10 protein-coding genes are annotated in these 13,737 nt (G+C 71.8%); 6 read left to right on the plus strand and 4 right to left on the minus strand.

The annotated features are described in order from the left end of the window. Window positions 1-16: 16 nt before the first annotated feature. On the minus strand, window positions 17-2,077 hold the full coding sequence (locus JG616_RS01395) for a winged helix-turn-helix domain-containing protein (RefSeq protein ID WP_199391437.1): 2,061 nt from the start codon (window positions 2,075-2,077) through the stop codon (window positions 17-19). A 176-nt stretch (window positions 2,078-2,253) separates the two neighbouring features. Between JG616_RS01395 and JG616_RS01400 the strand changes: the two genes are divergently transcribed. The 6 genes from JG616_RS01400 to JG616_RS01425 all read left to right on the plus strand — a co-directional run bounded on the left by JG616_RS01400 (window position 2,254) and on the right by JG616_RS01425 (window position 10,171). Beyond that, window positions 2,254-2,886, plus strand: a complete 633-nt coding sequence (locus JG616_RS01400) for a hypothetical protein (RefSeq protein WP_199362179.1) — start codon at window positions 2,254-2,256, stop codon at window positions 2,884-2,886. An 84-nt stretch (window positions 2,887-2,970) separates the two neighbouring features. Next, entirely contained in the window at window positions 2,971-6,531 is a 3,561-nt protein-coding gene (gene dnaE / locus JG616_RS01405) for a DNA polymerase III subunit alpha (protein WP_199362180.1), read from the plus strand. A gap of 145 nt (window positions 6,532-6,676) precedes the next feature. Beyond that, window positions 6,677-7,636 (plus strand): acetyl-CoA carboxylase carboxyltransferase subunit alpha, encoded by a 960-nt coding sequence (locus JG616_RS01410; protein WP_199391438.1) that lies wholly within the window; start codon window positions 6,677-6,679, stop codon window positions 7,634-7,636. Between the two features lie 43 nt (window positions 7,637-7,679). Next, window positions 7,680-8,999: a tRNA lysidine(34) synthetase TilS gene (gene tilS, locus JG616_RS01415; RefSeq protein ID WP_199391439.1), complete on the plus strand. Its 1,320-nt coding sequence runs from the start codon at window positions 7,680-7,682 to the stop codon at window positions 8,997-8,999. 10 nt (window positions 9,000-9,009) lie between these two features. After that, the gene (locus JG616_RS01420) at window positions 9,010-9,276 is read left to right on the plus strand and encodes an exodeoxyribonuclease VII small subunit (RefSeq protein WP_199362183.1); all 267 of its coding nucleotides are present in this window, start codon (window positions 9,010-9,012) and stop codon (window positions 9,274-9,276) included. Next, entirely contained in the window at window positions 9,269-10,171 is a 903-nt protein-coding gene (locus JG616_RS01425) for a farnesyl diphosphate synthase (protein WP_199391440.1), read from the plus strand. Before JG616_RS01420 ends, JG616_RS01425 begins: the two co-directional genes overlap by 8 nt. A 33-nt stretch (window positions 10,172-10,204) precedes the next feature. Here JG616_RS01425 and JG616_RS01430 read toward each other — a convergent pair whose 3' ends face one another. The 3 genes from JG616_RS01430 to JG616_RS01440 form a co-directional block, all read right to left on the minus strand. Further along, window positions 10,205-10,633 carry a DUF4870 domain-containing protein gene (locus tag JG616_RS01430; protein ID WP_255527455.1) on the minus strand — a complete coding sequence of 143 codons (429 nt, stop codon included), beginning with the start codon at window positions 10,631-10,633 and terminating at the stop codon, window positions 10,205-10,207. A gap of 147 nt (window positions 10,634-10,780) precedes the next feature. Beyond that, the gene (locus tag JG616_RS01435; RefSeq protein ID WP_199362185.1) at window positions 10,781-11,269 is read right to left on the minus strand and encodes a hypothetical protein; all 489 of its coding nucleotides are present in this window, start codon (window positions 11,267-11,269) and stop codon (window positions 10,781-10,783) included. A gap of 48 nt (window positions 11,270-11,317) precedes the next feature. After that, window positions 11,318-13,669, minus strand: a complete 2,352-nt coding sequence (locus JG616_RS01440) for an AAA family ATPase (RefSeq protein WP_343224958.1) — start codon at window positions 13,667-13,669, stop codon at window positions 11,318-11,320. Window positions 13,670-13,737 lie beyond the last annotated feature (68 nt).

Genomic DNA, 13,737 nt, shown 5'->3' on the forward strand with positions numbered 1-13,737 from the left:
CCCTGCGCCGCGCGCATCAACGCGGCCCCGGGCGCGCGCGGATGCGCACCTCGGCCATCCCCGCGTCCCGCGCACGGGTGAGCTCGCGGTCCGCGCCGTCGCGGTCGCCGAGCAGTGCCAGCGTCGCCGCGTTGTGGAGCGCGACGTCCGCCGGATCACCCCGCCCGGCCGCGCGCGCGCGTGCCACCAGCGCCAGGGCCTCGTCGCGACGGCCGAGATTGGCGCTGTACCAGCCCAGCGCGGCCATCGCGCCGCCGTTGCCGGGATCCAGCGCGAGGTATTGGCGGGCGCGCCGCTGCGCCTCGCGGTAGGCATCGGCGACCTCCGCCGGCGGCGCGCCACTGGCGGCCAGCCCGTCGCCGAGCCGGCCCCAGTTGAGGTGGTCGTCCGGATCGAGCTCCAGCGCGCGCCGGTACAGCGCGACCGCTTCGGCATGCGCGCCGGCCTGTGCGCGCAGGGTGGCGAAATTCGCCAGCACGTCGGCGCCGGGCTCGATCGCGATCGAGCGCTTGAAGGCGCGCGTGGCCTCGTCCGGGTGACCCGCCAGCAGCTGCAGGAAGCCGTAGGTGTTCCAGTGGCCGGCGTGTCCCGGTGCCAGCTCCACCGCCCGGCGGTAGCGGGCGATCGCGTCCTCCAGCCGGCCATCGCGGTAGGCCTGGAAGCCGACCTCGGCGTGCACCAGCGCGTCGTCGGGCGCCCGTGCCAGTGCCGCGCGGAAATGGGCCTGGGCGCGGTCCTGGCGCCCCCGCGCGGCCTCGACCTTGCCCAGGCCGACCTCGGCCAGGGCGCCGCTGCCCGGCGCCGTACCGGCCAGCCGGAAATAGCGCTCGGCCTCGTCCAGCCGGCCGTCGATGCGGCCGAGGTTGCCGAGGGCCAGCGCGGCCTCGGGCGGCAGCGGACGCATGTCCTCGACCCGCGCGCAGGCCGAGCGCGCACGGGCATGGGCCTCGCTGTCGTTCCAGTATTCGAAGCGGCGCGCCTCGGTGGCGCACAGGGCCGCCTGCGCAAGCGCGAAGTCCGCATCCTCGGCCAGCGCCGCGCGGAAGGCCTCCGCGGCCTGCAGCTGCTGCACGCGTCCACGGGTCGCCCGCTGCAGGTGGCGGCCACGCAGGTAGGCATCGAAGGCCGCGACGTTCCGGGTGGGCGCCAGCCGGGTGCGCAGCGACTCGCGGGCCTCCGGCATCGATCCCAGCATCGACTCGACGACTTCGCCGGCGATCGCGCCCTGGGTGGCGAAGACCTCGGCCATCGAGTGCTCGTAACCGCGACTCCAGAGCACGTAGCCGGTGGCGGTGTCGCTGAGGCGCGCGTTGATGCGCACCCGGTCGCCTTCGCGGCGGATGCTGGCGTCCAGGATGGCGTCGACGCCGAGCTCGCGACCCAGCTCGCGCACATCGGCATCGCGCCGCGGGTCGGTGGACGCCATCAGCGCCGCCACCCGCAGTCCCGGCACCGACGCCAGGGCGTCGTGCATCTCCACGGCGAGTCCTTCGGCGAACCAGGCCTCGTCCTCGGCGCCGCCGAGCGCGGTGAAGGGGCGCAGCGCGATCGCCGCGCCATCGGCCGGCGCGTCCTCCGGCCGCTGCCACCAGGCCAGCGCCAGGACGATCGCGAGGACGACGGCGAGGTGCCGCAGCCAGGTCCGCCGGGCCGGGGGCCGGCGCGCCGCGACGTCCGTCGCCCGCCGCGCCCAGCGGAAAATTCCCCCGGACTGCGGCGGCGCGGAAATTTCCGTGGCCGGGTCCTCGACGGCCAGCACCTCGGGTACCGCGATGAAGCGGTAGCCGACCGCGTGCACGGTCTGGATGTAGCGCGGGTGTTCGGCCTCGTCGCCCAGGGCCTTGCGCAGCTGCGCCACCACCCGGTTCAGCACCCCGGGCGTGACGTGGCGATGGCCCCAGACCTGGTCCAGCAGCTCGTCGCGGGTGATCGCGTGCCCGTGCCGGGCGAGCAGCGCGAGGAGCACACCATAGGCCTTGGGCTCGAGCGCCAGCTCGCGGCCCATGCGCAGGACGCGGTGGGCGGCGGTATCGACCTCGATGTCACCGAAGCGGTAGATGCGCGCCTCGTCCGGCATTGCAGGCTCCCTCGCGGGTGCGCGTGGCAGCGGAAAAGGAATAAACGCGCCATGCAGGGAAAACCGGCTTCCATCGCGATTCCATCACCTGGCCCGGCGGTTTACCTCAAGCTTCCGGGCGACGGCCGCGCGAGACTCCGACAGCGCCGAGCCGGCGCGTCGCTGTGGAGCGCGTCATGTACGCCATCCTCGACAACCTGCCCCTGCCCGCCAGCCGGCCGGCCATGGCCCGGCGCCACCGCATCGCGGGCGCCGAGCCCGCGGCGCGGAGCCTGGCGCGCTTCGAGTCGGTCGCGCGTGCGCTCGCCGACAGGGACGACATTCCCAGCCTCGATGCGATCGCCAGCGCCTCGCGCAGCCTCGCCAGTACCTATGCGGGCCGTCCGCGCGCGCCCTGCATCCGCCAGCGCCGCCGCTGCCTGCAGGCGCTGCGCATGCTGGTCGACGAGCCGGGCTGGCAGCTGGGCCCGGGCCAGCTGGAACGCATCGCGCTGCTGGCCGATTACGCGCGTGGACGCGACCGCCTGGTGCCCGACGCGGTCCCGGTGATCGGCGGACTGGACACCGCCGTCCTGCTGGACATCGCCTGGCCGGAGCTGGCGGCCGACGTCGAGGCCTACTTCGACTTCCGTCGCCTGCGCGCCGAAGAGGCGCTGCTGCGCGGCGAGCGCCCGCGCCGCTTCGCGTTCGGGCGCGACGAGTGGCTGGAAGCACGCCGGGCCGAACTCGCGCTGCGCGCGCACGTCGCCATGCGCGGGGCCGACAGCTACCTGCACCACGGCGCGGCGACGCTGTTCCGCGTGCATTGAGGCGCTCCCGCAACGCCGCGGGTGTCAAGCCTTGTCCGCAGGTGGGCAGGCCCCTACCCTGCCTGCTGCACCTGCGGCCCCGCGATGTCCCGACGCTTCGTCCACCTGACCCTGCACAGCGAGTACTCGCTCGCCGATTCGACGATCCGGATTCCGGAACTCGTCAAGCGCTGTGTGGCCATGGGCCAGCCCTCGGTGGCGGTGACCGACCGCAACAACCTGTTTTCGCTGGTGAAATTCTTCCGCGCGGCCGAAGGCGCGGGGATCAAGCCGATCGCCGGTGCCGACATCAGCATGGCCGAGGGCGACGAGCCGCCGGCGACCCTCACCCTGCTCTGCCGCGACCATGACGGCTACCTGTCACTGTCGCGCCTGCTGACCCGCGCGTGGATGGAGGGCCAGCGCCACGACGGCGTGGTGGTGCGCCCGGACTGGCTGCGCGAAGACCATGCCGGCCTGTTCGCGCTCGCCGGCCGCCAGTCCCCGGCCGGACGGCTGGTGGCCGGCGGCCGCCACGACCAGGCCGAGGCCTGGGTGCGCGACTGGAGCGGCGTGTTCGGCGACGGGCTGCACCTGACGCTGGCGCGCGCCGGCTTCGCCGACGAGGCCGCGTTCAACGACTTCGCGCTCCAGGCCGCGTCGCTGTGCGCGGTGCCGGTGGTGGCGGGCAACGAGGTGCGCTTCATCGATCGCGAAGGCTTCGAGGCCCACGAGGCGCGGGTCTGCATCGCCTCCGGCCGCGTGCTCGACGATCCGCGCCGACCGCGCGAGTACACCGCCGAGCAGTACCTGAAGTCCGGCGAGGAGATGGCGGCGCTGTTCGCCGACGTGCCCGACGCGATCGACAACGCCGTCGCGCTGGCGCAGCGCTGCAACCTCGAGCTGCGCCTGGGCACCTACCACCTGCCGGCCTTCCCGGTCCCCGACCAGCACACGCTCGACTCGTGGATCCGCAGCGAGGCCCGCGACGGCCTCGCGCGCCGCCTGGAACACGCGCCGCTGGCCGAAGGCCATGACCGCGCCAGCTACGCCGCGCGGCTGGAGACCGAGCTCGACGTCATCATCCGGATGGGCTTCCCGGGCTACTTCCTGATCGTCTCGGACTTCATCCGCTGGGGCAAGGAACAGGGCATCCCGGTCGGACCGGGCCGCGGCTCCGGCGCCGGCTCGCTGGTGGCCTGGGCGCTGGAGATCACCGACCTCGACCCGCTGCCCTACGACCTGCTGTTCGAGCGCTTCCTCAACCCGGAACGCGTGTCGATGCCCGACTTCGACATCGACTTCTGCATGGACCGCCGCGACGAGGTGATCGACTACGTCGCGCGCAAGTACGGCCGCGACCGCGTCAGCCAGATCATCACCTACGGCACCATGGCGGCGAAGGCCGTGGTGCGCGACGCCGGGCGCGCATTGGGCTACCCGTTCGGACTGGTCGACGGCATCGCCAAGCTGGTGCCGATGACCCTGGGCGTGTCGCTGCCCGACGCCCTGGGGCGCACCGAGAAGGGGAAGAAGGACGACGCCTGGCGCTCGGACGAGCTGATCGCGCGCTACGGCGACGAGGACGACGTGCGCGAGCTGATCGACCTCGCGCTGCAGCTCGAGGACCTCACGCGCAACGCCGGCAAGCACGCCGGCGGCGTGGTGATCGCGCCCTCGCCGCTGTCCGACTTCTGCCCGCTGTTCGCCGAGCACGATGGCGACGGCGCCGGGCGCAACCCGGTGACCCAGTTCGACAAGGACGACGTCGAGGCGATCGGCCTGGTGAAGTTCGACTTCCTCGGACTGCGCACGCTGACGATCATCGATTGGGCCGTGAAAGCCATCAACCGGCGCCATGCCGGCGACGACGCGCCGCCGCTCGACATCGCCAGCCTGCCGCTGACCGACACCAAGACCTACGAGCTGTTCGCGCGCGGCGACACCGTGGCCGTGTTCCAGTTCGAATCGCGCGGCATGCGCGAGCTGCTCAAGCGCGCCAGGCCCGACCGCTTCGAGGACCTGATCGCCCTGGTCTCGCTGTACCGCCCGGGCCCGATGGACCTGATCCCCGACTTCATCGAGCGCAAGCACGGGCGCGCCGAGGTGCAGTATCCGCATCCGCTGCTGGAACCCGTGCTGGCGCCGACCTACGGCGTGGTGGTCTACCAGGAACAGGTGATGCAGACCGCCCAGATCCTCGGCGGCTACTCGCTGGGCGGCGCCGACCTGTTGCGCCGCGCGATGGGCAAGAAGAAGGTCGAGGAGATGGCGCGCGAGCGCGCCAAGTTCGAGGACGGCGCGCAGCTGACCCACGGCATCGAGCCCAGGGTGTCCGGGCCGATCTTCGACCTGCTGGAAAAGTTCGCCGGCTACGGCTTCAACAAGTCGCACGCCGCGGCCTACGCCTTGGTGTCCTACCAGACCGCGTGGCTCAAGGCGCACTATCCCGCCGAGTTCATGGCCGCGGTGCTGTCGAGCGACATGGACAGCACCGACAAGGTGGTCGGCTTCCTGGCCGAGGCGCGCACGCTCGGCCTGGAGATGCTGCCGCCGGACGTGAACCATTCGTCCTACATGTTCGAGGCCAACGATCCACGCACGCTGCGCTACGGCCTCGGCGCGGTGAAGGGCGTCGGCCAGGGCGCCTGCGAGGCGATCGCCGCCGAGCGCGGCACCGGCGGTGCCTACGTCGACCTGCTCGACTTCTGCCGCCGCACCGGCCCGGCCCGGCTCAATCGCCGCACGCTCGAAGCCCTGGTCAACGCCGGTGCGCTGGACGCACTGGGCCCGAACCGCGCCTCGCTGATGCTGCAGCTGCCCGAGGTGCTCAAGGCCGTCGACCAGCTGGCGCGCGAGCGCGAGGCCGGCCAGGCCTCGCTGTTCGGCGGCTTCGCCGAGCCCGAGGCCGCGGCGGCGCAGATCAGCCTGCCCGAGGTCCCGGAATGGCCGCTGGCGCAGAAGCTCGCCGGCGAGCGCGACACGCTCGGCCACTACCTCAGCGGGCATCCGCTCGATCCCTATCGCAAGGAGCTGCAGGCCCTGGTCGGCGCCGACCTCGGGCAGCTGGATGCGCTGTGGGAATCGGGCAGCTCCATGCGCAAGGGTGGCAACGGCAACGGCGAGGGCGGCCGCGGCGGCTGGCGCCAGGAGGTCACCGCGATCCTCGCCGGCCAGGTCACCGGCATCCGCAAGCGCGGCGAGAGCCAGGCCTTCGTGGTCCTGGAAGACGGTCGCGGCCGGATCGAATGCGCCTTCTTCTCCGAGGCCTGGATGGAACACGCGCCGCTGCTGACCACCGGCCGCATCGTGGTTGTCGAGGGGGGCCTGCGCGAGGACGAGTTCAGCGGCGGCTTCTCGCTGCGCGCGCGCCGGGCCTGGGATTTCCATGAGGTCTGCAACCAGTCGGCGCGACGGCTGTCGTTGCGGCTGGACCTGGCGGTGCCGGGGACCATGGAGCGCGTGGAGGCGCTGTTGTCGCCGCAGCGTCCCGGCCCGACCTCGCTGCGCCTCGACCTGCTTCTGGCCGCGGGTGCCGCCGGAACGCTGGATCTCGACGGCAGCCAGTCGGTGCGCGTGGACCCCGACCTGGTCGACCGCCTGCGCGGCGAGGACGGCGTGCGCGCCGCCCATGTCGCCATGGGCCAGCGGCCCTGGGCCACCTGACCCGACACCTGCAGGAGCCGCTACAGCGGCGACCCCGCCCGACGGAGCGCCGTCGATCGACCGCTGGCGGTCCGATCGCCGCTGTAGCGGCTCCCACAGGGAGGCGGTCGGCTAGACTGGCGGCTTTCCACGCTGTGCCACGCCGATGAATCCCAACTACCTCGACTTCGAGCAGCCCATCGCCGACCTGGAAGCCAGGATCCAGGACCTGCGCCAGGCCAGCTCCGGCCCCGCCGTCAACATCGACGCCGAACTGCGGACGCTGCAGGACAAGCTGCGCCTGCGCACCGCGCAGATCTTCCGCGACCTCACGCCGTGGCAGGTGTCGCAGCTGGCGCGCCACCCGGCGCGGCCCTATACCAACGACTACATCCGCTACGTCTGCGACGAGTTCCAGGAGCTCGCCGGCGACCGCGCCTATGCCGACGACGCCGCGATCGTCGGCGGCATCGGCCGCATCGGCGGCCGCAGCGTGATGATCATCGGCCACCAGAAGGGCCGCGACACCAAGGCGAAGGTGCGCCGCAACTTCGGCATGCCGCGCCCCGAGGGCTATCGCAAGGCGCTGCGCCTGATGAAGATGGCCGAGCGCTTCAAGCTGCCGCTGCTGACCTTCATCGACACGCCCGGCGCCTACCCCGGCATCGGCGCCGAGGAGCGCGGCCAGTCCGAGGCCATCGCCCGCAACCTGATGGAGATGGCCGAGCTGAAGACCCCGATCGTGTGCACGGTGATCGGCGAGGGCGGCTCGGGCGGCGCGCTGGCGATCGGCGTCGGCGACCGCACGGTGATGCTGGAATACAGCACCTATTCGGTGATCTCGCCCGAAGGCTGCGCGTCGATCCTGTGGAAGGACGCGGGCAAGGCCAAGGACGCCGCCGAGCAGCTCGGCCTGACCGCGAAGCGCCTGCACGGCCTGGGCCTGGTCGACAAGGTGGTGCGCGAGCCGATCGGCGGCGCGCACCGCAACCCGCGGCAGACGGCGCTGCGGCTCAAGGCGGTGCTGCTCAACCAGCTCGATGCGCTCGAGGCGCTGCCGGCCGACGTGCTCGTAGACAAGCGCTACCGGCGCCTGCGCGGCTACGGGGCCTACGAGGCGGCCTGAGCCGCCTCCGCGTCGCAGGCGCGTGCGCCGCGCAGCCGAGGCCATGGATCCGACGCTCCCGGACGCACTGTTCACCGTCCCCGACGGGGATGCCGACGGGGGGATCGTCGTCGCGCTGAGCGGCGGGCTCGACTCCACCGTGCTGCTGCACCGGCTCGCCGCCCTGCCGGCGATCCGCGCGCGCGGCCTGCGCGCGGTCCACGTGCACCACCGGCTGCACGCCGCCGCGGATGACTGGGCCGCCGGCTGCGATGCCGCATGTGCGGCGCTCCGCGTTCCGCTGCGGGTGCTGCGGGTGCAGGTGGCGCGCGACAGCGGGCTCGGCCTTGAGGCCTCGGCGCGCGAGGCCAGGCACGCGGCCTTCGCCGCCGCGCTGGACGCGGACGAGGTGCTCGCGCTCGCCCACCACCTGGACGACCAGGCCGAGACCTTCCTGCTGCGCGCGCTGCGTGCCTCCGGCCCCGAAGGCCTGGCCGCGATGCGGCCCTGGCGGCGGTTTGGACCAGGCTGGATGTGGCGTCCGCTGCTTGGCCAGCCCCGCGCCGGCCTCGAGGCCTGGGCGCGGGCGAACGGCCTGTCCTGGATCGAGGACCCGGCCAATGCCGAGCCCGCCCACGCCCGCAGCCTGCTGCGCCACCAGGTCATGCCGCTGCTGCGGCAGCGCTGGCCGGGCGCCGATGCCGCCCTGGCCCGCAGCGCGACGCTGTGCGCCCAGGCGGCCGACCTCTTGGCCGACGATGACCGCGCGGTGCTCGATGCCGTGCTGGCCGACGCGACCGGCGGCCGGCAGGCGCGCCGGTTGCCGCTGGCGCCGCTGCGCGCCCTGCCGGCCGCGCGACGGGCACGCCTCGTGCGGGCCTGGGCCGCCGGGTTGGGGCTGCCACCGCTGCCGGCCACGGCGGTTGAAGCCGTCGACACCCTGCTCGGTGCGCGTAGCGACAGCGCAGGGGAAGTCCGCTGGGCCGATGCGTGCCTGCGCGCCTGGCGCGACGGGCTGCACGCGGTGCCCGCGGCACCATCCCTGCCGGCCGACTGGTCGCAGCTCTGGGACGGCCGGACGCCGCTGCCGATCCCGGGTGGCGGCGAGCTCGCGCTGGACGGCGCCGAAGCTTTCGCGACGCCCCTGCGCGTGCACGCGCGGCGCGGCGGCGAGCGCCTGCAGCTGCCCGGGCGCACCCACTCCCACGCCCTCAAGCACCTGCTCCAGGACGCCGGCGTCCCGCCATGGGAACGCACGCGCATGCCGCTGCTGTCCGACCACGAGGGCCGCGTGCTGGCCGCCGGCGACCGGTTGCTGTCGGCCACGCTGTGCGACTGGCTTCGCGACCATGGCGCGCGCCTGCGCTGGCGGCAGCTGGAGTAAACTCGAGGCCATGCCAGACCCCGCCGATACCGCCAACGCCGGCTCTCCGGTCGCCGATTTCGAAGCCTCGCTCGATGCCCTCGAGCAGCTCGTCGGCAAGATGGAGCACGGCGACATGAGCCTCGAGGATTCGCTCGCCGCCTACGAGCGCGGCGTCGGCCTCTACCGCCGCTGCCAGCAGGCGCTCGAAGCCGCCGAGCTGCGCGTGCGCCTGCTGACCGATCCGCAACAGCCTGACTCCGGAACCTCGTTCCCCGCCCTTGGCGACGATGCCTGACGCGACCGGCGGCACGGCCGCCGCGCAGCTCGACGCCTGGCGCAGCCGGATCGACGGCGTGCTCGCGTCCGCGCTGACCGACCACCCCGCCGCCGAACAGCGCCTGGGCGCGGCCATGCGCCACGCCGTGCTGCTCGGCGGCAAGCGCATACGTCCACTGCTGGCCTACGCCACCGGGACCGCGTTCGGCGCCGACCCGTCCGCGCTCGACGCGGCCGCCGCCGCGATCGAGCTGGTGCACGCCTACTCCCTGGTCCACGACGACCTGCCGGCGATGGACGACGACGCCCTGCGCCGCGGCCAGCCCACCGTCCACGTCGCCTTCGACGAGGCCACCGCGATCCTGGCCGGCGACGCGCTGCAGTCGCTGGCCTTCGCGGTGCTCGCCGAGGCCCGCTGCAGCGACGCCGCGCGCGTGGCGATGCTGCGCGAACTCGCGCTCGCCGCCGGTGCCGGCGGCATGTGCGGCGGCCAGGCGCTGGACCTCGCCGCGACCGGCCAGGCATCGACGGCCGGCATCGACGCGCTGGAGCAGCTGCACACCCTCAAGACCGGCGCGCTGATCCGCACCGCCGTGCGCATGGGCGCGATCGCCGCCGGTGCCGGTGACGCCGACCGCGCGCGCCTGGATGCGTACGCCGACGCGCTCGGCCTCGCCTTCCAGATCCGCGACGACCTGCTCGACGTCGAGGGCGAGAGCGCCACGCTGGGCAAGACCGCGGGCAAGGACGCCGCCCAGGACAAGGCGACGTTCCCGGCAATCATCGGCCTGGACGCCTCGCGCGCCCGGCTCGACGCGCTGGCGCGCACCATGGACGCGATGCTGGAACCCCTGGGGCCGCGCGGTGACCTGCTGGCCGCGCTCGGCCGCCTGGCGGTCGAGCGCTCGCACTGAGACGGCAGCGGCGCGTGGCCGCGGCCCTGGCGGCTACTTGATCAGCCGCAGCGTCAGCGGATAGCGGTAGGCGATGCCATCGTTGGCCTTGATCGCCGCGATGATGGTGAACACCAGCCAGGACAGGCCGACCACCACGAACAGCGGGCCGGTGATGATGATGCCGATGCCCAGGGTGAAGATCGTCATCAGGAACAGCACCAGGAAAATGATCGCCACGGTGATGTTGAAGTTCAGCGCTTCCTTGGCCTGGTCGCCGACGAAGGGCATGGTGTCCTTCTTGAGCAGCCAGATCACCAGCGGGCCGATGAAGCAGCCGATGCTGCCGCCCCAGGCCGTGGTGAGCAGCCCGCCCAGCAGCGCGGAGAGGTGCGCGAACATCGCCCACTGGCGCTGCTGCGGATCGATGGCGCCTCCGGCCGCCACCCGTGGTGCGTCGTCGTGATGGTCCTGGTCGAACATGTCGCGCCTCCCCGTCAGGATGGGTCTCCCCGACGTTAGCACGTCACTCCCGCCCGCCATCGGATGTGCGATCGCGATGGGTGGGGGCCGGCACGGACCCCGCCGGCCCTAGCGCATGGCCGGGACGGCCTGCCCGGCGCGACTAGATCAACTGGTCTGGACCCAGGTCGTCAGGCGGGAGACCCACTCCTCCGCCTCGGCATGGTTCCGCGCCGCACCCCACTTCCAAGTCTCCCCATGCCGACGGAACGGGACCTCGAACTTGGGGCGCTTCAGGTCACGCACATGAACCTCAAGCCGGCTGTCGAGATGGATGGCGCCTCGCGACATGAAGGCCAAGTTCCAGCGCAGAACATCTCCCTTGTCCACTACTGTCGACGCGCCGCTCTTGTCGCGGAGCCACAGCTTGCCGGACGCAGTGTCAATCGCAATATTTTCGTGGGCGAAGTCGGCGTTGAACCCGTCCGGAACCCGGGACGACCCAATGGGCGCACCACGCTTCATCATGAAGAAAACGACGATAAACACGCCAATCGACACCAGCGAGCTCAGGAAGCCCAAGCCCAACATGCCCGTGATGAACGAGGCGACGACTGCAGCAATCAACGCAACGACAAGAGCCAACAGGATACGCATGGAGAACCCCCTTTCGCTATTAGTTAGGTGCAGCTGTGGCGATCTGGTTCAGGCCGCCAGACTAGTTTCAAGGTCGTCAATGACTAGCGTGAATGTGCGTGGATCCCCGGTCTCCTGTATCGCGCGCTGCAGCGCACGACGCGTCGCCGTGGTGACAAGCGACTGGAGGTCACGGCCCGAGAATCCGCCGGTGCGCCTGGCGAGTTCTACGCATGCGGCTTCCACCTCGAAACTCAGCGGCTTTCCGGCAAGCTGCAGTGCGAGAATCGCTGCGCGGGCCGGCTCGTCGGGCAGTCCGATCTCGATGCGGCGCTCGAACCGCGACAGCAGCGCGCTGTCGATGCTCCCGGGATGGTTGCTGGCAGCGAGCAGGAATACCTGGCCCTTCTTCGTCGCCACACCGTCGAGTTCCTGCAGCAGCTGCGCCACGATCTCGCCGGTAAAGCTGTCTCCGTCGCCGCGCGAGCGGGCGACGGTGTCGAGCTCGTCGAGGAACAGGATGCACGGGGCCTGGGCGCGTGCCTTCTCGAACAGCTGGCGGACCAGTCCGCCGGACTGGCCGGTGTAGCCCGCCTTGAGTTCGCTGGAGCTGGCCGCGATGAAGGCGAGGCCGGACTCGGAGGCCAGCACGCGCGCGACCTGGGTCTTGCCGGTCCCCGGCGGGCCGTACAGCAGGATGCCGCGCGGCACGCCGACCCCCAGCTTGCGCAGTTCTTCGGCGTGGACGAGCTCCCGCCCCAGGCTCCTGAACTCGGCCAGCGTCGATTCCGGCAACACCAGCGCGTCCCAGCCCAGACGCTCGACCGAGGTGGATTGCTTGCCCCGCAGCTTGCGGACTTCAGCGGCGAAGTCCTCACGGGTCACTTCGCCGTGCAGGTGGCTGGCGACGATCTTCGACACCAGCGTGTGGATGTCACGCCCGGACATGCCCGCGGTCTCGCGCACCATGTCTTCGGTCGGCGCGAAGTGCAGCCGCGCCTTGGCGATTTCGTTGGCCAGGATGCGCTCACGTCCATGCGCGTCGGGTGCGGGGATCTCGATCGACTCGGTGAAGCGCGACATGACCGCGTTGTCGAGCAGCTCGTGGCGATTGGTGGCGCCGATCACGAACACCTCCCCCGCGCACTGGTTGAAGCCGTCCCACTCGGCCAGGAAGGTCTGCACCAGTTCGTTTCCGAACGCATCGGTGGTGTTCGAGCCGCGGGCGGCAAACACGCTTTCGCACTCGTCGATGAACAGGATCGTCGGCGCCCCCTTCCGGCAGCGCTCCCAGACCTCGCGCACGCGGGGCCCGGTCTCGCCGATATGCGGAGCCTTCAGGTCGGCGATCCCGACGGAGACAAAATTGCATCCGGCATGCTGGGCAAGCTTGCGCGCGATCAGGGTCTTGCCGGTGCCCGGCGGGCCATGCAGCAGGATGCCCTTGACGGGGCGACCCGACTTGAAGGAATCCACGAGGCTCAGGATCGCGTCGAGCGTTTCGGCCGGCAGGGCCACGTCGGACCAGGCCTGCTCCTGCCCGGACAGGGTTTCGATCCGCTGCTCGATCAGGCGCGCCCGCGACAGCTCGGCCTGCCAGTCACCCACCTCTTCGGCGAAGCGCTTGATGGCCGTGGCGTGCTGCACGGCGCCTGCGGCGAGCCCTTCCGCGAGTCCCGACCAGACCGCCCAGCGCGGGTCCGCACGCTGGAGGTCGTTGAACGGGATGGCCTGCAGGGAGAACCCGTCCACCGGAAGGCGAACCAGGATCAAGAGGTTGCGCGCGCCGTCACGCAGGCCGAGGAACGTGGCGCCGAACTGTGGTCCGTACGTCTTCGTGTCGGTCCGGATGTCCTGGGAGAAACTCTCGCCATTACCGACCGGCGCCATAGTGGCGCTGTACGGATAGTCGGGATCGGCGCTGCTTTTCACATCGAACGCCAGCAGCTGTGGCCGCAGTGCGCGAAAGCCCTCGATCGCAGCGCGCTCGGACGCGCTGGCGCGCTCGGCCTCTCGCCGCCGCCCCCAGTGCACCAGCCAGGCATACGCGCCCGCCACGGCGATCAACATGAGCAGACCGCCCATGCCAAGCAGCATCGCGACCACGGGAACGGCCACCAGCACTCCCATCCAGCACAGCGCCTGCGGACGGCCGGGGCCCCAGGGGGCCGACAGCGTGAGCGCTGCGGGCCAGGCACCACGGCGAGCGCGCTCAAGCGCAGCGGCGGCCGCCGCATCGCAGCTTCGAGCGGAATCGGCGGCGATGGCGGATGCCGCGGAGGAGAGCATTCGCTCGTTGCCTTCCCGCACCTTGGCCACAGCACCCTGCGAACGGGTCCTGACCTGGGCGAGTTCGGATTGCAGGCGCGTCATCTGCGCCTGGATGTAGCCCGAAGGCTGCGCAGCAAGCTGCGCGCTCACGCCGGAACTCCCGTTCCGTGGACGTCCCTGATCTGCATCGAGTTTTCCCCCTGTAACGGGGGACAAGC

It is taken from the genome of Luteimonas sp. MC1895 (assembly GCF_016457215.1).
Taxonomy (GTDB): Bacteria; Pseudomonadota; Gammaproteobacteria; order Xanthomonadales; family Xanthomonadaceae; genus Luteimonas.

Bases quoted from the DNA above. Each gene is read 5' to 3' on its own strand.
- JG616_RS01425 (WP_199391440.1), top strand. From the start codon at position 9,269: ATGCCTGACGCGACCGGCGGCACGGCCGCCGCGCAGCTCGACGCCTGG.
- JG616_RS01430 (WP_255527455.1), bottom strand. From the start codon at position 10,633: ATGTTCGACCAGGACCATCACGACGACGCACCACGGGTGGCGGCCGGA.
- JG616_RS01420 (WP_199362183.1), top strand. From the start codon at position 9,010: ATGCCAGACCCCGCCGATACCGCCAACGCCGGCTCTCCGGTCGCCGAT.
- JG616_RS01435 (WP_199362185.1), bottom strand. From the start codon at position 11,269: ATGCGTATCCTGTTGGCTCTTGTCGTTGCGTTGATTGCTGCAGTCGTC.
- JG616_RS01410 (WP_199391438.1), top strand. From the start codon at position 6,677: ATGAATCCCAACTACCTCGACTTCGAGCAGCCCATCGCCGACCTGGAA.
- tilS (WP_199391439.1), top strand. From the start codon at position 7,680: ATGGATCCGACGCTCCCGGACGCACTGTTCACCGTCCCCGACGGGGAT.
- dnaE (WP_199362180.1), top strand. From the start codon at position 2,971: ATGTCCCGACGCTTCGTCCACCTGACCCTGCACAGCGAGTACTCGCTC.
- JG616_RS01400 (WP_199362179.1), top strand. From the start codon at position 2,254: ATGTACGCCATCCTCGACAACCTGCCCCTGCCCGCCAGCCGGCCGGCC.
- JG616_RS01395 (WP_199391437.1), bottom strand. From the start codon at position 2,077: ATGCCGGACGAGGCGCGCATCTACCGCTTCGGTGACATCGAGGTCGAT.